The organism is Jannaschia faecimaris (assembly GCF_900107415.1).
GTDB classification, from domain to species: Bacteria; Pseudomonadota; Alphaproteobacteria; order Rhodobacterales; family Rhodobacteraceae; genus Jannaschia; species Jannaschia faecimaris.
In genome coordinates, this window is sequence record NZ_FNPX01000002.1 from 117,617 (window position 1) to 134,708 (window position 17,092).

A 17,092-nucleotide genomic window follows, 5' to 3' on the forward strand; every position below is an offset into this window, starting at 1 on the left:
ATCCCGGGGGTCTGGGGGCTGGCCCCCAGCCTCCGAAATCAGTGCGCCGGGCGGATGAACGTCCCGTTGCGCAGGTCGCGCATCGCCTGTTCCAGTTCGGCGCGCGTGTTCATCACGATCGGACCATGCCACGCCACCGGCTCCTTGATCGGCGCGCCCGAAACCAGAAGGAAGCGCACCCCTTCCTCACCCGCCTGCACGGTGATTTCGTCTCCGGTTCCGAAACGTACCAGGGTGCGGTTTCCCGACATGTCGCGAATGTTGACTTCCTGGCCCATGATGTCCTTTTCGATCAGCACGCCCGCGGGTGCGCTGGCGTCCGAAAACGCGCCGGCCCCGGCGAAGACATAAGCGAATGTCTGTCGGTAGGTGTCGACCTTGAATGTCTTCTTCACCCCCGGCGGGACCGAAATATCGAGGTATTGCGGGTCGGCGGCAATCCCGTCGACCGGACCCTTGGTGCCCCAGAGTTCGCCCATGATGACCTTAACAGCGGTGCCATCGTCATCGATCACTTCCGGAATATCGGAGCCTTGAATGTCTTGGTATCGCGGAGCCGTCATCTTCAGGCTGCCCGGCAGGTTCGCCCAAAGCTGAAATCCGTGCATCTGCCCCTTGGCGTTCCCGCGCGGCATTTCCTGATGCAGGATGCCCGACCCAGCCGTCATCCATTGGACCGAACCGGCCCCGAGCGTGCCGCGATTGCCCAGGCTGTCGCCGTGATCGACTTCCCCGTCGAGGACATAGGTGATCGTCTCGATCCCGCGGTGCGGGTGCCAAGGGAAGCCCTTGGAATACATGTCGGGGTGATCGCCGCGGAAATCGTCGAACAACAGGAAGGGATCCTGCTCCGACGGGTCGCCGAAGCCGAAGGCACGGTGCAGGTGAACGCCCGCCCCTTCGATATGCGGTTGGGCGCGGCGGGTTTCGAGAACTGGACGCAGGGACATGGCGTGGCCTTTCGTGTGTGTTGTTGCATCCAAGATAGGCAGTCGCGCAATGTGCGACAACACACAGGCGCGAACCGTTGTTGTGCAGGGCCGCGCGGGTCGCTAGTGCGGGGCATGACTGAAACCATGCACATCCTCCGACCTTCGACCCCGCGCCGCGTCATGGGCCTGGCGATCCAGTTAATACTGGGCGCGCTGCTCTTGTGGCTGGCGGTGATGCATCCGCCTGCGAACGTGCTGTGGCAGCTTTTCCTCATCGCGATTGGCGTCGCGGCACTGGCCTTGGGCCAAAGGGGATGGCGCGGATCAGCGGTCGCCATTGCCCTGCGCGACGACGGCCTGTTCCAGGAGGACGGCACCCCGATCGCACCGCTGGACAACATCGCGTCGGTCGATCGCGCCTTGTTCAGCTTCAAGCCGTCCAACGGCTTCCTGATCCGCCTGCGGGAGCCGGCGGGCCGAGCATGGGTGCCGGGAATGTGGTGGCGTGTTGGCCGTCGCGTCGGCATCGGCGGCGTGACAGGCGGGGCCGACACCAAGATCGTGGCCGACGCTCTGTCGTTCATGGTCGCCGCACGCGACGGGCCGCCGCGCTAGCCGCCCGCGACACCCGCCTCGGCAAAGGTCGCCATGCCCGAATGGCAGGACAAGGCACCTTTCAGGATCTGAATGGCCAGCGCCGCGCCCGACCCCTCTCCCAGCCGCAGACCCAGCGACAGAAGCGGTGCTTTGCCCAGCGCGTGCAGCATCCGCGCATGCGCCCCTTCGGCAGACAGGTGTCCGGCAACGCAGTGATCGAGCGCCGTTTCGTCTTCCGCATTCAGGCACAGCGCAGCAGCGCAGCAGATGAACCCGTCAAGGATGACCGGAATTCGGTGCGCCCGCGCGGCGGCGATTGCACCCGCCATGGCGGCCAACTCGCGCCCACCCAGCGCCGCCAGAACCTCCAAACCGGACCGCCCCGAATTGACGGCCAAGCCTGCCTGAATCGCCGCCTCTTTGCGCGCCAGCCCTGCGTCATCGACCCCAGTGCCGCGCCCGGCCCAGCCGGTACCGCCCAGCAGGGCCGTCGCCATGGCGGCAGCGGACGTGGTGTTCCCGATCCCCATCTCGCCGGTCACCAGAAGGTCGGCCATCGGATCGACCGCGGTCCAGCCGGTCGTGAACGCCGCGCAGACTTCCGCCTCGGTCATCGCGGGGCCTTGGGTGAAGTCGGCGGTGGGTGTAGCCAGGTCGAGCGCGTGGACGTCGAGCGTCGCGCCGGCAAGATCAGACAACTGATTGATGGCCGCGCCGCCACTCCTGAAATTGGCGACCATCTGTGCCGTTACCTCCGCCGGAAAGGCGCTGACGCCTTGGGTCGCGACGCCGTGGTTGCCCGCAAAAATCAGAACCTGCGGCGCGGTAATGCGCGGCCGCGCATCGCCGACCCAGCCCGCATACCATTGCGCCAGATCTTCCAACCGGCCCAGTGCGCCCGGCGGTTTGGTCAGCTGTGCGTTCCGGTCGGCAGCCCCGTCGCGGGCCATCACATCTGGACCCGGGCCAGCGGCGAGGGCGGCACGGATGGCTGTCAGTGTGTTCAAGTCGGTCATCTGGCCCTCGGGTGTCGTCTTTACCGTTGTCGCCCCGAGCGATAAGCGACGTCAGAGCCAATCGCCAGTGCAGGAACGACATGCCCCCAAGCGCCCGCGCCTTTTCGGACCTCCTCTCGGCCATCATGTTACTGTCGCGCCTGCCTGTTCGCGGTACACCGACGTCCCCCGCCGCCGCCGCGGCCTGGGCCTGGCCGTTGGTGGGTGGGCTGGTTGCGATGATGGCCAGCGCGATCGGATGGATCGCGTTTTGGTTGGGCGTAACACCGGCTGTCGCCGCAGCACTGACCCTGGCCTCGTTGGTGATGCTGACCGGCGCGCTGCACGAGGATGGGCTGGCCGACGTAGCCGATGGGTTCTGGGGCGGCTTCACGCCCGCGCGACGACTGGAGATCATGCGCGACAGCCGTATCGGGGCCTACGGCGTGATCGCGCTCGTCCTGTCCCTGACCATCCGCTGGTCGCTGATCGCCACGACAATGATCCTGATGACGCCGCTGGCGCTGGTAATCGCGGCGGTCGTCAGTCGTGCACCAATGGCCCTGCTGATGCGCTGGCTGCCTCATGCGCGGGAAGACGGGCTGTCGCGCGGGGCCGGTCGGCCCTCAGCCGGTGCCTGCCTGATTGGGGCCGGTATTGCCGCGCTTGCGCTGGCACCGATGGGCGCACGAGGCATCGTGGCAGCCGTGCTGGTGACTGTCGTTTTGCTGGGCATCGGTTGGCTGGCGCGCCGCAAGATCGGGGGGCAGACCGGCGATGTACTGGGAACAGTGCAGCAATTGTCGGAAATCGCGGTTCTGGTCGCCCTGACTTCGGGATAGGATATCGCCTATGTCGCTCTGGTCCCGTATCCTTGAACTCTTGGCGAGCCTTGCCCCCGGCGAAGCTCTATCCGGCCTGTTCGATCGCTTGCGCAGCCCGCCCGAACGCTCCGTCGCCTTCACCATCGCGGTGATCGCCCTGAGCGCGAAAATGGCCAAGGCCGACGGGCATGTCACCCGCGATGAGGTTTCCGCCTTTCGGGAAGTCTTCACCATTCCGCCAAGCGAGATCGAAAATGCCGCGCGCGTATTCGACCTGGCTCGCACCGATGTCGCCGGGTTCGAGCATTACGCGCGGCGAATCCGCACCATGTTCGACGGAGACCCGCAGATCCTGCGCGATCTGATGGAGGGGCTGTTCCACATCGCAATGGCCGACGGCACCTATCACCCCGCCGAGGATGACTTCCTGAGCCGCGTCGCGCAGATCTTCCGCCTTCCAGAGCGTGAATTTCGGTCGCTCAAGACCCGTTTCGTTCCAGGGGTTGAGCCCGATTGTTACGAAGTGTTGGGCGTCACGCCCGACACGCCGATGCGCGAAATCCGAGCCGCATGGCGCGCGGCCGTCCGCGAGACGCACCCCGACCGCCTGATGGCCAGGGGCCTGCCCGAGGAGGCGGTGAAGCTGGCCGAAAAACGCCTCGTCGCGATCAATCGCGCATGGGAGAACATCCAGGCCGGGACCGCGTGAGCTTTCGGTTCGCCACTTGGAACGTGGAGTGGTTCAACCGCCTGTTTCACGACGACGACACCATTGATCACACGACCGCGGCCTTTTCCCGCTACAAGGTGACGAAGGCGCGGCAACTTGATGCCATCGGCAAGGTGATGCGCGCGGTAGATGCCGACGCGATGCTTGTAATCGAGGCCCCGGACGACACCCGCGACCGCTCCACCCGCGTCGCGCTGGAGCGGTTCGCCGATTGGGCCGGGTTGCGCACGTCGCGGGCGGTCCTTGGGTTTTCCAATGCCACCGGTCAAGAAATCGCGCTTATGTATGACCCGGCGCGCGTCATCCCGCGCCATAAGCCGGGCGAAAGCGACGACGCCCCGCGCTTTGATCGCACGCTCGGCATGGACCTCGACACCGATCTGCGGGCGGAACGGCTGGTCTGGTCGAAACCACCGTTGGAGCTTGACCTCGAAACGCCTGCGGGGCCGCTGCACCTGATCGGCGTGCACGCGAAATCCAAGGCCGCGCACGGGGCAACCGACGCGCAGGACGCGCTCAGGATCAATATCCTGAACCGACGCAAACAACTGGCCCAGTGCATCTGGCTGCGCCGCCGCGTGGATCAGCGCCTGGCCGAGGGGCGCGACCTTATCGTGGCGGGGGATTTCAACGACGGACCGGGGCTGGACCGATTCGAGACGCTGTTCGGCCGGTCCGGCGTCGAGATCGTGCTGGGCGACGGTGCCAATGCCCTGTGGGATCCGAACGCCAAACCTCCGCGCCTTGGAGCAGCCGTTCCATCGACCGCAAGGTTCTGGGACAATAGGAACAAACGGTACCTGAACGCCCTGATTGACTTCGCAATGGTCAGTCAAAGCTTACGGGATCGAGCGCAGTGGACCATCCTGCATCCCTTCGACGCCCCGCAGGCCGCTGAGGACGTGGCGCTGCGCAATGCCTTGCTGGACGCATCGGACCATTTTCCGGTCGTGCTTGACCTGAGCGGTTCGCCCACCCAAACTTAAGAAATGAAACAGCTTGCCGCAGCTCTGATTGTCGCCGTCATCGCTTTGCCAGCCTCCGCTCAGCAGGAGGAAGACAGCATGATGGAACGCGGATTGCGCCTGTTCATGGAAGGTTTGATGGAGGAGATGGAGCCGGCGCTTCGCGACCTTGAGGGCCTTGCCGAGGACGCTGCACCCTTCCTGCGAGAGATGCAGCGTTCACTGGGTGAGGTGGTCGAGGATTTCGACGCCTACGAGGCCCCCGAGATCCTGCCGAACGGTGATATCATTATACGTCGGAAAGAGCCTCTGACCCCGACTGAGCCCGAGGTGACGCCAAACGACGACGGCTCGATCGACCTTTAGCCCGACGGCCGCCGAAGGTCAGGCGCGCCGGGTCATTCCGGCAACCGCCTGTTGCACCAGCCCTGCCAGCAGCAAGTAGACTGTCGCCGCCGCAAAAATCCAGCCCAACGTCTGCCCCAGCCCGAACTCACCCCAAGCAGCGACCAGCGCCAGCGCCATCCACAGCGTCGTAATACCAAGCGTCAGGGGCCGCCATTGCCGCGTTCGCACCGGATGTACGAACCGCAGCGGCAGGAACATCGCCACAGACAACAGAACCGCCGCGACCAAAGTGATCCATGGGTTCGGCTCCAGGATGAAAACCGCCAGCGCGACCATGTTCCAACAGCCGGGAAACCCTTCGAAGCTTGCATCCTCGGTCTTCATTTCGGTGTCGCAAAAATAGAGTGCCGAGGCAAAGGGCACGACCGTCAGAATGCCCCAACCCGCCCAGCCGGGCACCAGCCCGGACGCATAAAGCGCGTAGACCGGGATGAAGACATAAGTCAGGTAATCGATGATCAGGTCCAGCAGGACACCATCGAACCGCGCGGCGTGCAGCGTCACCTCGTACTTGCGCGCAAGGGGGCCGTCGATGCCGTCGACGATCAGGGCCGCAAGCAACCACAGGAACATCCAGGACCAAGCGGTCTCTACCGCGGCCAGCAAAGCGAACATGGCAAAGACCGCACCAGTGGCGGTCAGCAGATGAACGGAGAGGGCGCGGGTTCGGGGCCACATGTCCCCCTACCTGCCTGCCGGGCCGCCGCTTGTCGAGCGGTTGGGCCCGCAAGGCCGCAAAAACGACGAAGGGCACCACGTTGTGCCCTTCGCGATCTGGGACCTTGTCAGTTCGACGTCAGACGCACGTCTTCCAGCGGATATCCCATGCTGTCCTGATAATCGTAGCCGCCGTGGCAATCATGGCAGAACTTCTGACTGACCTTCATTTCCTTGCCATTGGGCTGCACGCCCGCATAGAGCCAGTTGCCATAGTCCGGCGCGTCATCGACCTTGGTCATGATGAACAGCGGGCCGACACGGGCCGTTCCGTCCTTGCTGCTGATCGACTCCTTCGCAAGAACCGAACCGACCGGCATCGTGATGTCCTCTTCGAACTTCAGATACTGTTCCGCCGCGATGTCATTCACGAACGTCAGCAGAAAGCGGTTGCCGTGCGGACCCGCAACGCCGGGTCGGGTCGCGGTGACCTGCCAGTCGCGATATTGGCTTCCAACCTCGCTCCCCTCCTTGGCGTAGCCTTCGACCATCCGGTCCGACATACACTCATAAAGCGTGTTGACAGCAGCTTCGTCCATTTCGAACGGGTCCTCGCCAACGGCACAGCTATCCTGCGCCAGGGCCGGACTGCCGATGGTCAGAGCGGCGGACAAGGTCGCAGCGGCGGCCAGTGCGATACGTTGCATGAGAGTCTCCCGTTATCAAGCATTGCTACCTTGAAGCATTCCGGCTTGCTCCGGTCACCTGACAAGCGCGTGAGATTCGAAATCCCGCGCACCTCTCACGGTGAATTGACAGGCCGTGCGATTTCCGCCACGCCTCGGACTTCCGCAACCTTACCCGAGGAAAAGGCCATGATCCCCGCCGTCCTTCCCATCTACAACCGTGCCCCGCTGAGCTTCGTCTCGGGCGAAGGCTCCTGGCTGATGGAAGCGGATGGGCGACGCTTTCTCGATCTGGGAGGCGGGATCGCGGTCAACGTTCTGGGCCATGCCCACCCTGCCCTTACCGCCGCGCTGACGGCGCAGGCCGGCCAGTTGTGGCACACCAGCAACCTCTACCACGTTCCGCAACAAGAGGCGCTGGCCGACAAGCTGGTGGAACATACCTTCGCCGACACGGTCTTTTTTGCCAATTCCGGCACCGAAGCCTGCGAATTGGCGGTCAAGATGGCGCGCAAGTACTGGCACGAAAAGGGCCAGCCCGAGCGCCATGTCATCCTGGCCTTCACCGGCTCATTCCACGGACGCTCCAGCGCGGGCATCGCCGCCGCCGGGTCCGAAAAGATGGTCGGCGGTTTCGGCCCCATCCTGCCGGGCTTCCGCCAACTGCCGTTCGCCGACCACGAAGCGTTGGCGCAAGCGATGAAAGCCCCCGACGTGGCTGCGGTCATTCTTGAGCCGGTGCAGGGCGAAGGCGGCATCGTCCCCGTGCCCGACCAGTGCCTGAAGGGCCTGCGCGACCTGTGCGACGAAACCGGCGCGCTTTTGATCCTGGACGAAGTACAATGCGGCATGGGCCGGACCGGCAAACTGTTCGCGCATGAATGGGCGGGCATTTCGCCCGACATCATGATGGTCGCCAAAGGCATCGGCGGCGGGTTCCCCCTCGGAGCCTTGCTGGCGACGGAAGAGGCCGCAAGCGGCATGAAGCCCGGAAACCACGGCTCCACCTACGGCGGCAACCCGCTGGCCTGCGCGGTGGGCAACGCGGTCATGGATATCGTCGCGACCGAAGACTTCCTGTCCGAGGTGAACCGCAAGGCCGGTCTGTTCCGTCAAGGGCTGGAGGGGCTGGTGGCTTCACACCCGGAGGTTTTCGAAGCCGTGCGCGGATCGGGCCTGATGCTGGGTCTCAAGTGCAAGGTGCCGGCGGGCGACGTCGTTACGGCCGCCTACGGCCAGGAGACCTGCGTCGTGCCGGCGGCGGATAACGTCGTGCGGCTGCTGCCTGCGCTCAACATCACCGATGACGAGATACGGGAGGCGTTGACGCGTCTTGATCGCGCGGCTGCCTCGCTCGTCCCCGCCTGAGCCATTTCTCTGCTTCCAAAAATACTCCGGGGGCCGGGGGCTGGCCCCCTGTTGCTCCCTATTGCGAGACTGACATGACCAATTTTCTCGACATCCACACCACCGCACCCGACCAACTCCGTGCGATCCTGGAAAACGCCAACGCGATGAAATCCGCGCGCGGCGACCGCCCCAAGGGCACGCCCGACGATGATCTGCCGCTGAAGGGGCGCGTGGTGGCGTTGATCTTCGAAAAGCCCTCAACCCGCACACGCATCAGCTTTGATGTAGGGGTGCGCCAGATGGGCGGCACCACGATGGTCCTGTCGGGGGCGGACATGCAGCTTGGCCATGGCGAAACGATCGCCGACACCGCCCGCGTGCTGTCGCGCTATGTCGATCTGATCATGATACGAACCTTCGGCGAGGACATCATCGCCGAGATGGCGGAACATGCCAGCGTGCCTGTTATCAACGGCCTGACCGACAACTCCCACCCCTGCCAGATCATGGCCGACGTCATGACCTTCGAGGAGCATCGCGGCCCCATCAAGGGCAAACGCGTGGCATGGATGGGCGACGGCAACAACGTCGCGCAGTCGTTCCTGCATGCCGCCGCCAGCTTCGGCTTTGATTTCACTTTTGCAGGCCCCGCCCAGCTTGACCCGGACCCCGCCCTTATGGGGGCCGCACGCAAGGCGGGCTGCGAAGTGCGCGTGGAGCGCGATCCGGCCAAGGCCGTGGCAGACGCCGATCTGATCGTGACCGACACCTGGGTCAGCATGGGCGACGCCGAGTCTTCCCGTCAGCGGCGTCACAATCTGCTGCGCCCTTACCAGGTCAACGAACGCCTCATTGAAGCCGCACCCGATCATGCGCTGGTCATGCACTGCCTGCCCGCACATCGCGGCGAAGAGATCACCGACGCGGTTCTGGATGGTCCCCGGTCGGTCGTCTTCGACGAGGCGGAAAACCGTCTGCATGCGCAAAAGGCCATCATGCGCTGGTGCCTCGACCTCTGAGCAAAGAGGCGGTCGTCCCTCTTCTGGCGATCCGCTCGATTACTCTTTGGGCGGCTGGAGGTCCGCCGCCCTTCGCGCGGGTCATGACTTCAGGCGGTATCCGGTACGGAACATCCACCAAGCGATCGAGCATACGAACAGGGTTGCCCCGATCACCACCGTCAGGCCCAGCACCGGGGAGCTGTCGGAGACGCCAAGCACCGCCGAGCGCAGCCCGTCGATCAGATAGAAAACGGGGTTCGCATGGCTGAGGGCACGCATGATCGGCGGCAGCCCCTCGATGGAATAGAACGTGCCGGAGAGGAAGCTGAGCGGTGTGATGATGAAATTGGTAATCGCCGCCATCTGGTCGAACTTGTTGGCGAACACACCCGCGATCACGCCCAATGACCCCAGAAACGCGCCGCCCAGCGCAACCCAGACCAAGGCCATCACGGGGTTCTTCACGCCAAGTCCTATAAACGGAAACATCAGAAGCGAGATCGCCAGCGCGACCACGACACCGCGCAGGATGCCGCCCGCAAGGTAGCCGACCAGCAGCTCGGTCGCCGACAGCGGCGGCATCAGCGTATCGACGATGTTGCCCTGCACCTTGGAGATCACGATCGACGAAGACACGTTGGCAAAGGAGTTCTGGATGACCGTCATCATCAGGATACCCGGGGCCAGGAAATGTATGAACGGCAGCCCCATAACGTCGCCGCGCGTGGGGCCAACGGCCAGCGTAAAGACCAGCATGAACAAGCCCGCGGTGGCCAGCGGGGCCAGCAGGGTCTGCGTCCAGACCGAAGCGAAGCGGCGCACCTCGCGCCCGATCAGCGTCCACATGCCAAGCCAATTCACCGCGCCGAAGCGGCGCACGCCTTGCTGCATCTCCGTAGCTGATCCGACGGTGGGGTGTGCGGTCTGTGTCATCTTGGCCCTTTCCCTTTGGGCACCCGCTTGTGACGGGCGCTTGGGATGCTTACAATAGGATTTCCCCCGGCATCGCCACCCCCTTGGGTTGTGCGCCTTCGAACAATCGGGCCGGGGCAGACGAGCAGTTAAGGAGAGTTTCATGTCTTGGACCGACGATCGCGTCGAGACGCTCAAGCGGATGTGGGGCGATGGTGCCTCCGCCTCGCAGATCGCCAAGGAGCTTGGCGGTGTGACGCGCAATGCGGTCATCGGCAAGGTGCATCGCCTTGGCCTGTCGAACCGCAACACTGACGACAAGCCCGCCGCAGAGGCCAAGCCCGCACCCGCCGCGCCCAAGCCCGCGAAACCGAAGGCCAGGCCCGAACCCAAGGCGAAAGCCGCGGATGAGGATGAAAAGGCCGCCGAGGATCCTCCGGTCGCAGAGGAAGTCGACGATGATGAGCCGCGCACCATGGCCGCCGTCCCGCCGCGCACCGGCAACAACATCACAGCGCTGCGCAAGCCCCTCATGGCCGGTCAGCCCCTTCCGCCGCAGCCGTCAGCGAACGAAATCTCGCCCGAGGCGCTGGCCAAGGTGAACGCGGTCGAGAAGACAGCGAAGAAAATCTCTTTGATGGAATTGACCGAGCGGACGTGCAAATGGCCGATCGGCGATCCGGCGACGGAAAAGTTCTGGTTCTGCGGCCTGACCGTGCAGGCCGGCAAACCATATTGCGAAGCCCATGTGTCCGTCGCGTTTCAGCCGATGTCGTCGCGCCGAGATCGCAAACGCTAGGCCATCGCCCCCCGGAAGATCAGAAGGCCCGTCCCGCGACGGGCCTTTTTTCATGTGGCCCTGTGCGCCCTTTGTGTCAGCGCCGCTTGCGCAGCGTCCCCCAGGCCAACAGTCCCAGATAGAGAACGGTCGCGCCGACGTGGAAAGTCCAGATCCGGGTAAGCATCATGCCGATGATCACCGCCGCCGCCAGCAGAACATAGACGGCATTGTCCCGGCTAATCCGCATCGACTTGAGAGAGACCGTGTTGAACCGCGCGACCATCATGCCACCCACGGCCAGCATCCACAGTGCGATCAGGAACTGCAGATCCCGCAGGTCGGCAAAATCAGCTAGCGAGAGCGTCACGGGAAAAATGCCAAGCATTGCACCTGCGGGGGCGGGCACGCCGGTGAAACTCTTTTTGTCGTCCGACAACTCGTCTTTAGCGGCGACATTGAAGCGCGCCAGCCGCAGGCAACAGCAGATCACGAAGAAAAGTGCTGCGAGCCATCCCATGCCCGCCAGCCCCTGCAGCCCGAAATTATAGACCAGCAGCGCGGGGGCTACGCCGAAACACACGAAGTCCGACAGGGAATCAAGCTCGGCCCCGAACGGCGACGCCGCATTCAACCTGCGCGCCAGCAACCCGTCCAATCCGTCGATCAGTGCGGCGAGGATCAACATCCCAGCGGCAAACTGGTACTGCTCATCGAAGGTGAAGCGGATCGAGGTCAGGCCGAAACACAGACCCAGCATCGTGACGATGTTGGGCACCAAAGACAGAACAGGCAAGCGGCCTTCGCGGCTTTCCTGACGCTTCCGCGTCACCTATTCGCCCCGTGCTTCGGCGGGCCGGTCATCGCCCAGCACCGCCAGAATGCTTTCCCCCGAAATCATGGTCTGGCCGACCGATACACGCGGGGCGGTGCCCTCGGGCAGGTAGACGTCAAGACGCGACCCGAAGCGGATCAGGCCGAAACGGTCCCCGCGTTCCAGCATCGCGCCCTGATCAACCTCGCAGAGGATACGCCGCGCCACGAGGCCCGCAATCTGTACAACGCCAAGGCGCGTGCCGTCGTGCATCGTCAGGACAATGCCATTGCGCTCGTTCTCTTCGGATGCTTTGTCCAACTCGGCCGACAGGAACTTGCCGGGACGATAGGCGACGGCGGTGACTTCTCCGGCGACGGGCGCGCGGTTCACGTGGCAGTCGAACACGGACATGAAGACCGAAACGCGCACCAGCGGTGCCTCGCCCAAGCCCAGTTCCGCCGGTGGAACAGCCGGCCCGATCAGGGACACGACGCCGTCGGCGGGGGACACGATCTGCCCCTCCTCCATCGGCACGGTCCGGATCGGGTCGCGGAAAAAGTAGTAGCACCAGATGGTCAACGCGGTCCCGATCACGCCCAGCGGTGCCCACACCAACCACAAAACCAGCGTGACGGCGGCAAAGATCGCAATGAACTTGCGGCCCTCCGGATGGATCGGCTTGACGACTGTTCCGACGAGGCTGACGCTCATGGGGTGCTCCTTTGTTAGCGCGCCAGATAGCGCGCCTGACGCCAAGCGTCCAGCGAGCCGGAGTGTTGCCCGGCTTGTGCTGTCAGGTCAGCGACCGAGGAGCAGCTCCAACAGTTGTTCTTCTACCCGCTCCTTGATGGCCTCCTCCACCGCGCCCCGACTGTCGAGCGTCTCGGGGTTCACATCCAATTCCTCGGCGATCCGCCTGCGGGCGGATTCCTCGGCGCGGGCGCGAGCCTCGTCGGCCTCGGCACGGGCGCGGGCCTCAAGCTCGTCCCGTTCGACTTCAAGACGCTGGCGGGCGAGGTATTCCATGTCGGGTCGGATCCGCGGATCGGCCCAGGGCCCCTCAATCAGCAAGGGCACGGTGATACCCTCGCTGTCTTCGCCCCGCCGCAAGGTCGGCAGTAAACGATAGCGGATGGTCTGGGGGCCCAACTCGATACGTCCGGCCCCTCGTACGACGAGGTACTGCGCGGTCAGCGACAGATCCTCACCCCGCGCCACGCCATCAGTAATGTCGAAGCTGGCCGAGAAGGTGTCGAAGACAGTTTTCTGCCCCTCGCCCCGGAAGCCGAGGTCAAGCGTCCGGACCATGCCGCCGATATCCAGGCCCAGAATTTCTCCACGCCCGAACTTGAAGGAAGCCGTACCATCCAGGCTTTCGATAAGCGCCTGCGTTGTCTGGCCGACGCCCAGCACGTTGACAGCCACATCTGCCTGCCCGACCAACCGGTCGAAATCGGCAAAATCGGTCAGGAACGGCTGCATCTGAAGGCCAGAAAGTTGCAGATCCACACGCGAAGACAGCCCGCCGCGTGCGTTGAGAATTATGTCCCCCGTGACCGTACCGCCGTACGCCAGCAAGGGTTGCAGTGTGGCGACCATTCGCCCCTGATCGACCGTGATCCTGGCCCGCACCTCGTCCAGCCTGGCGTCGCCCAGCGTGATCTGACCCGACGACAATGTCAGTTCGCCATCGGCTGCAAAAAGCCCCGAGACGTCGATCTCCTCCCGGCCCCAGCCGGTATCCGACACCAATACCGTCTCCCCACCCTGTTCTTTCTGGCTGAGCGATGTGAGATCCAACTGCTCGGCGGCAAGATTGCCAACGATCCGGGGGCGTTCGCCGTTCGGGTCTATGTCCAGCGCGCCGTTGAAGCGGTTGCGGTCCAGGTCAATCACCATGTCCCGCAGGTGCAGCGTTTTTCCGGGGGCCAGCGTTATCGCTGCCTTCAGTGCGATCAGGCCCCGGCCCAGTCCTTCGGGAAGTTCGGGTACGATGACGTCAAAAATGCGTGCAACGCGAAACCGGTCGGAGGATGTCGCCTCGATCCGGCCCTCGAACGACAGCGGGTCAAGATCGGCGCGGCCATCCAATCGCAGGGCGGTTTCGCCCGCTCGAAGGGTCACCGCGACGGGTGTAAGAGCCCCGTCCAGCAGCGGACGGGCGGCTTCGGTCGACATTTCCAGGCTGATCGCCTGCCCGTCCAGTAAGGCCGAGCCGGTCAGGCGCACCGGGCTGTCCAGATCCTGAATCCGGGTTTCAAGGTCAACGGCCCGCAATTGCACCCGCGTGTCGGTGCCGCGGTCGATCCATGTGACCTCCGCGCCCGTCAATACTGCCTGATCAATCGACAGACTTCGCTGCACCGCAGGCGTGCCGGGTGCCGACACCGTGTTCGCGCCGGTCCGGGCCGCGAACTCCCAGTTGGCGCGACCATCGGCCTGTCGCTCAAGTAGCAGTCTTGCATCGTCGATGCGCAGGCTCTCGACCTGAATGTCCCCTCCAAATAAGGAGCCAAGGGCAATGCCGACCTCCAGCGTTTGCGCCGTGAGCATCGGTCCTTCGTCCGACCATTCGGCGTTGGCCACTTCGATATCCTGAGCCCGCACGCCCAGATGCGGCCAGAGCGTCGCCTTCACCGGCCCCCCAAAGGTCAGCGCGCGGCCCGTTGTGTCCGCGAACCGATCGGCGGCCAGCTGCGCAACCCGCTCGGTCGGCACCAGGATCAGCACCAGAACCGCCAAGAGAACCAGTGTTATCAACGTCGCCGCGCTTCGAAAAAGCCACTTCATGCGCAAAACTCCCTGCCCGACCTCAGGATGAATCGCGCAGGGATCTATCGCAAGGGGTTCCGCAACACGAAACGGCGGCTTATGTGGCGCTCATGTCCCAGAACCCGCCGAACGTTCGCCCCGACCTTGCCCCCCGTGCAACGCTGCCCGGCGACGCCCGTCCGGGCCAGCCCAGGATCGGTATGGTCTCGCTCGGCTGTCCCAAGGCACTTGTCGATAGCGAGCGTATCCTGACCCGCCTGCGCGCCGAAGGGTATGCCATCAGCCCGGATTACGCCGGGGCCGAAGCCGTCATCGTCAACACCTGCGGTTTCCTCGACAGCGCCAAGGCCGAGAGCCTGGACGCCATCGGCGAGGCGCTGCGCGAAAACGGAAAGGTCATCGTGACCGGATGCCTGGGGGCCGATGCTGACTACATCACCGGTGCGCACCCCAAGGTTCTGGCCGTGACAGGGCCGCAGCAATACGAACAGGTTCTCGACGCCGTCCACGCCGTTGCCCCGCCGGCACCCGACCCGTTCATCGATCTGCTGCCGGCCAGCGGCGTGTCCCTGACGCCCCGGCACTTCAGCTATCTGAAGATTTCCGAAGGCTGCAATCACAAGTGCAAGTTCTGCATTATTCCTGACATGCGCGGAAAACTGGCCTCACGCCCGGCCAAGGCGGTTCTGCGCGAGGCGGAAAGACTGGTCGATGCTGGTGTTAAAGAACTTCTGGTGATCAGTCAGGATACGTCCGCCTATGGCACCGACTGGAAGGATCGCGCAGGGGCAGGGTCGCACATCGTGAACCTGGCGCGCGATCTGGGATCGCTCGGCGCATGGGTTCGGCTGCACTACGTTTACCCCTACCCCTTCGTGCGCGACTTGGTGCCGCTGATGGCCGAGGGCACGATCTTGCCGTATCTGGATGTACCGTTTCAACACGCGCACCCCGACACGCTGCGGCGTATGGCGCGGCCCGCGCATGCGGAAAAGACACTGGACCGCATCGCCGAGTGGCGCGGCATCTGCCCCGACATCACCCTGCGGTCGACCTTCATCGTCGGCTATCCCGGCGAGACGGAAGCTGAATTCCAGACCCTGCTTGACTGGCTGGACGAGGCGCAGCTGGATCGCGTCGGTGCCTTCCAATACGAAAACGTTGCCGGGGCCCGGTCGAACGCCCTGCCCGATCACGTTCCGGATGACGTCAAGCAGGACCGTTTCGACCGTTTCATGGAAAGGGCGCAGGCGATCTCCGCCGCCAAGCTGGAAGCCAAGGTTGGCACACGGATGGATGTCATCGTGGACGGCATCGACGCAGACGGCGCAACCTGCCGCACCAAGGCGGACGCGCCCGAAATCGACGGCAACCTGTTCATCGATGAGGGAGTCGAGGCCTTGGCACCCGGCGACATCGTGACTGTCGAGGTCGACGAAGCCTCTGAATATGACCTCTGGGGACAAGTCGTGCGATGATTATAGTCCGGCGTGGAAATTGATCCCGCCTAGGGGGGCCATTGACCGCCTTTCAAACGTTTGAAGAACGCGTGATTGCCGCACATTTTCGGAATGGCGCGCGGCCCTTCAACCCGTTGGCCCTGCCACCGGCGGCAGGCCAAAACCTGACTGCACTCCCGACACGTCATAAGCGCATCCGCCCACTCGGCGTTATCAAGGCGTCCATCGGCAAACGCACCCGCCGCGTCTGTTCCCGTCGCGTCGGCCATACCCCGCGTCAGGGTCAGATGGAGGCGCATATCGCCAAGGGGCTGCGGGCGATGGGTCATTGGCCTCTCCCTGCTTTGGCACCCGCGACGCTAGCCGTGCCTACGCTGACGACGATGATCCACCACGCACCACGGATTCGTCAATTCAGGATTTCAGCCAGATGCCGGGCCACCCAATTCCGCGGGATCAGATGACTGGCCGAATGGATGTCCATCGTCAGAAGGCCCGCCTCGCAATCCCACTCCCGGCGATCCTGCGTCAGATAAGGCACGCTCTTCCAGTCAAACTGCCGTATCTGTGGCCCGCACCCCAACTGCGTTTTCCAGATTGCAACGGCCTGCGTTGGATCGCCGTCCGGGCCATAGGGGAAGTCCAGCACTGTATCAGTGGTCCCGTGCACATGGCTGACGCGGCCAGGGCGACCGGTGCAGTCGATACCCGGCTGGAAAGCCCCGGCAATCAGGAGCAGCGCGTCGATCTCCGCCCCGCCATCACAGGTGAAGCGCGCCGCCATGAGCGCGCCCCAACTGTACCCCGACACGATCAGCGGCTGGCCCGCGACCGGGTAGCGCCGCGCCACTTCGGCCAGGACGGCCAGCGCAAAATCGGTGTCGCGTGATCCGGCGCGGCGGAAATCCCACGTCCGCCCCAACCCGTCGGGTGCCACGAAAAGTATACCCGCTTCGGACGCCGCCCCGCCGGTCCGCGGGCTCTGAATCGGGACCTGCCCCTGACGCCCCCAGCCGTGAAAGTGAAGCTGCACCGGCAACGGGCTTTGCCCGTCCCACCCGACCGGTTCACGCACATGGTATCCGCGGTCGCCAAGGGGGCATTTTTCGGTCCCCGTGCACGCGGCGGCTGGTGCCGCAAGCGACAGGATGGCCAGGATAAGGAACGTTAGAATTCTCATGTCCCGATTCCTGCACGACGGCGGCTGG

Annotated in this window: 19 protein-coding genes; 9 read left to right on the forward strand and 10 right to left on the reverse strand. The window is 64.2% G+C overall.

Annotated features, from left to right (window positions below; genetic code table 11):
* Positions 1-38: 38 nt before the first annotated feature.
* Complete coding sequence (locus BLV27_RS03380) at positions 39-950, reverse strand: pirin family protein (protein WP_092642404.1); 912 nt, start codon at positions 948-950, stop codon at positions 39-41.
* A gap of 114 nt (positions 951-1,064) precedes the next feature.
* Between BLV27_RS03380 and BLV27_RS03385 the strand changes: the two genes are divergently transcribed.
* Entirely contained in the window at positions 1,065-1,547 is a 483-nt protein-coding gene (locus tag BLV27_RS03385; protein WP_092642407.1) for a hypothetical protein, read from the forward strand.
* Here the strand turns inward: BLV27_RS03385 and cobT are convergent.
* A complete protein-coding gene (gene cobT / locus BLV27_RS03390) occupies positions 1,544-2,545 on the reverse strand; it encodes a nicotinate-nucleotide--dimethylbenzimidazole phosphoribosyltransferase (protein WP_092642410.1) in 1,002 nt (333 codons plus the stop codon). The two genes, BLV27_RS03385 and cobT, sit on opposite strands and share 4 nt — an antisense overlap.
* An 80-nt stretch (positions 2,546-2,625) precedes the next feature.
* Between cobT and cobS the strand changes: the two genes are divergently transcribed.
* From cobS to BLV27_RS03410, 4 genes are read left to right on the forward strand one after another with little or no spacing between them, the layout of a single operon-like run.
* Entirely contained in the window at positions 2,626-3,366 is a 741-nt protein-coding gene (gene cobS / locus BLV27_RS03395; RefSeq protein WP_092642413.1) for an adenosylcobinamide-GDP ribazoletransferase, read from the forward strand.
* Positions 3,367-3,376: 10 nt separating this feature from the next.
* Complete coding sequence (locus BLV27_RS03400; RefSeq protein WP_092642416.1) at positions 3,377-4,057, forward strand: molecular chaperone DjiA; 681 nt, start codon at positions 3,377-3,379, stop codon at positions 4,055-4,057.
* Positions 4,054-5,064 (forward strand): endonuclease/exonuclease/phosphatase family protein, encoded by a 1,011-nt coding sequence (locus BLV27_RS03405; protein WP_244504516.1) that lies wholly within the window; start codon positions 4,054-4,056, stop codon positions 5,062-5,064. The genes BLV27_RS03400 and BLV27_RS03405 overlap by 4 nt, the downstream gene beginning before the upstream one ends.
* 3 nt (positions 5,065-5,067) lie before the next feature.
* Complete coding sequence (locus BLV27_RS03410; RefSeq protein ID WP_092642422.1) at positions 5,068-5,409, forward strand: hypothetical protein; 342 nt, start codon at positions 5,068-5,070, stop codon at positions 5,407-5,409.
* 18 nt (positions 5,410-5,427) lie between these two features.
* On the opposite strand, the gene BLV27_RS03415 is transcribed toward BLV27_RS03410, so the two are convergent.
* Positions 5,428-6,129: a CDP-alcohol phosphatidyltransferase family protein gene (locus tag BLV27_RS03415; protein WP_092642425.1), complete on the reverse strand. Its 702-nt coding sequence runs from the start codon at positions 6,127-6,129 to the stop codon at positions 5,428-5,430.
* 107 nt (positions 6,130-6,236) lie between these two features.
* Complete coding sequence (locus BLV27_RS03420; RefSeq protein WP_092642429.1) at positions 6,237-6,815, reverse strand: cytochrome P460 family protein; 579 nt, start codon at positions 6,813-6,815, stop codon at positions 6,237-6,239.
* A 168-nt stretch (positions 6,816-6,983) separates the two neighbouring features.
* On the opposite strand from BLV27_RS03420, the gene BLV27_RS03425 reads away from it, so the two are divergent.
* A complete protein-coding gene (locus tag BLV27_RS03425; protein WP_092642432.1) occupies positions 6,984-8,162 on the forward strand; it encodes an aspartate aminotransferase family protein in 1,179 nt (392 codons plus the stop codon).
* Between the two features lie 74 nt (positions 8,163-8,236).
* A complete protein-coding gene (gene argF / locus BLV27_RS03430) occupies positions 8,237-9,163 on the forward strand; it encodes an ornithine carbamoyltransferase (RefSeq protein WP_092642435.1) in 927 nt (308 codons plus the stop codon).
* Between the two features lie 81 nt (positions 9,164-9,244).
* Here the strand turns inward: argF and BLV27_RS03435 are convergent, their stop codons facing one another.
* Complete coding sequence (locus tag BLV27_RS03435; protein WP_244504517.1) at positions 9,245-10,078, reverse strand: ABC transporter permease; 834 nt, start codon at positions 10,076-10,078, stop codon at positions 9,245-9,247.
* Positions 10,079-10,220: 142 nt separating this feature from the next.
* Between BLV27_RS03435 and BLV27_RS03440 the strand changes: the two genes are divergently transcribed.
* Positions 10,221-10,856: a GcrA family cell cycle regulator gene (locus BLV27_RS03440; RefSeq protein WP_092642441.1), complete on the forward strand. Its 636-nt coding sequence runs from the start codon at positions 10,221-10,223 to the stop codon at positions 10,854-10,856.
* Positions 10,857-10,932: 76 nt separating this feature from the next.
* On the opposite strand, the gene pssA is transcribed toward BLV27_RS03440, so the two are convergent.
* The 3 genes from pssA to BLV27_RS03455 all read right to left on the reverse strand — a co-directional run bounded on the left by pssA (position 10,933) and on the right by BLV27_RS03455 (position 14,442).
* Positions 10,933-11,667 carry a CDP-diacylglycerol--serine O-phosphatidyltransferase gene (gene pssA / locus BLV27_RS03445; protein ID WP_092642445.1) on the reverse strand — a complete coding sequence of 245 codons (735 nt, stop codon included), beginning with the start codon at positions 11,665-11,667 and terminating at the stop codon, positions 10,933-10,935.
* Complete coding sequence (locus BLV27_RS03450) at positions 11,668-12,363, reverse strand: phosphatidylserine decarboxylase (protein ID WP_092642448.1); 696 nt, start codon at positions 12,361-12,363, stop codon at positions 11,668-11,670.
* An 87-nt stretch (positions 12,364-12,450) separates the two neighbouring features.
* On the reverse strand, positions 12,451-14,442 hold the full coding sequence (locus BLV27_RS03455) for an AsmA family protein (protein WP_092642451.1): 1,992 nt from the start codon (positions 14,440-14,442) through the stop codon (positions 12,451-12,453).
* A gap of 92 nt (positions 14,443-14,534) precedes the next feature.
* On the opposite strand from BLV27_RS03455, the gene rimO reads away from it, so the two are divergent.
* Complete coding sequence (gene rimO / locus BLV27_RS03460) at positions 14,535-15,902, forward strand: 30S ribosomal protein S12 methylthiotransferase RimO (RefSeq protein ID WP_170831337.1); 1,368 nt, start codon at positions 14,535-14,537, stop codon at positions 15,900-15,902.
* A gap of 29 nt (positions 15,903-15,931) precedes the next feature.
* Here rimO and BLV27_RS03465 read toward each other — a convergent pair whose 3' ends face one another.
* Positions 15,932-16,213 (reverse strand): DUF6455 family protein, encoded by a 282-nt coding sequence (locus tag BLV27_RS03465; RefSeq protein WP_092642457.1) that lies wholly within the window; start codon positions 16,211-16,213, stop codon positions 15,932-15,934.
* An 80-nt stretch (positions 16,214-16,293) separates the two neighbouring features.
* Positions 16,294-17,064: a CE1 family esterase gene (locus BLV27_RS03470; protein ID WP_092642460.1), complete on the reverse strand. Its 771-nt coding sequence runs from the start codon at positions 17,062-17,064 to the stop codon at positions 16,294-16,296.
* Positions 17,065-17,092: the final 28 nt, after the last annotated feature.

What these genes read in the sequence shown, in the direction of transcription:
- BLV27_RS03465 (WP_092642457.1), bottom strand. Translation starts at nt 16,213, where the DNA reads ATGACCCATCGCCCGCAGCCCCTTGGCGATATGCGCCTCCATCTGACC.
- BLV27_RS03425 (WP_092642432.1), top strand. Translation starts at nt 6,984, where the DNA reads ATGATCCCCGCCGTCCTTCCCATCTACAACCGTGCCCCGCTGAGCTTC.
- BLV27_RS03420 (WP_092642429.1), bottom strand. Translation starts at nt 6,815, where the DNA reads ATGCAACGTATCGCACTGGCCGCCGCTGCGACCTTGTCCGCCGCTCTG.
- BLV27_RS03470 (WP_092642460.1), bottom strand. Translation starts at nt 17,064, where the DNA reads ATGAGAATTCTAACGTTCCTTATCCTGGCCATCCTGTCGCTTGCGGCA.
- BLV27_RS03400 (WP_092642416.1), top strand. Translation starts at nt 3,377, where the DNA reads ATGTCGCTCTGGTCCCGTATCCTTGAACTCTTGGCGAGCCTTGCCCCC.
- BLV27_RS03380 (WP_092642404.1), bottom strand. Translation starts at nt 950, where the DNA reads ATGTCCCTGCGTCCAGTTCTCGAAACCCGCCGCGCCCAACCGCATATC.
- BLV27_RS03410 (WP_092642422.1), top strand. Translation starts at nt 5,068, where the DNA reads ATGAAACAGCTTGCCGCAGCTCTGATTGTCGCCGTCATCGCTTTGCCA.
- BLV27_RS03455 (WP_092642451.1), bottom strand. Translation starts at nt 14,442, where the DNA reads ATGAAGTGGCTTTTTCGAAGCGCGGCGACGTTGATAACACTGGTTCTC.
- BLV27_RS03385 (WP_092642407.1), top strand. Translation starts at nt 1,065, where the DNA reads ATGACTGAAACCATGCACATCCTCCGACCTTCGACCCCGCGCCGCGTC.
- rimO (WP_170831337.1), top strand. Translation starts at nt 14,535, where the DNA reads ATGTCCCAGAACCCGCCGAACGTTCGCCCCGACCTTGCCCCCCGTGCA.
- BLV27_RS03440 (WP_092642441.1), top strand. Translation starts at nt 10,221, where the DNA reads ATGTCTTGGACCGACGATCGCGTCGAGACGCTCAAGCGGATGTGGGGC.
- cobS (WP_092642413.1), top strand. Translation starts at nt 2,626, where the DNA reads ATGCCCCCAAGCGCCCGCGCCTTTTCGGACCTCCTCTCGGCCATCATG.
- BLV27_RS03435 (WP_244504517.1), bottom strand. Translation starts at nt 10,078, where the DNA reads ATGACACAGACCGCACACCCCACCGTCGGATCAGCTACGGAGATGCAG.
- BLV27_RS03450 (WP_092642448.1), bottom strand. Translation starts at nt 12,363, where the DNA reads ATGAGCGTCAGCCTCGTCGGAACAGTCGTCAAGCCGATCCATCCGGAG.
- BLV27_RS03415 (WP_092642425.1), bottom strand. Translation starts at nt 6,129, where the DNA reads ATGTGGCCCCGAACCCGCGCCCTCTCCGTTCATCTGCTGACCGCCACT.
- cobT (WP_092642410.1), bottom strand. Translation starts at nt 2,545, where the DNA reads ATGACCGACTTGAACACACTGACAGCCATCCGTGCCGCCCTCGCCGCT.
- argF (WP_092642435.1), top strand. Translation starts at nt 8,237, where the DNA reads ATGACCAATTTTCTCGACATCCACACCACCGCACCCGACCAACTCCGT.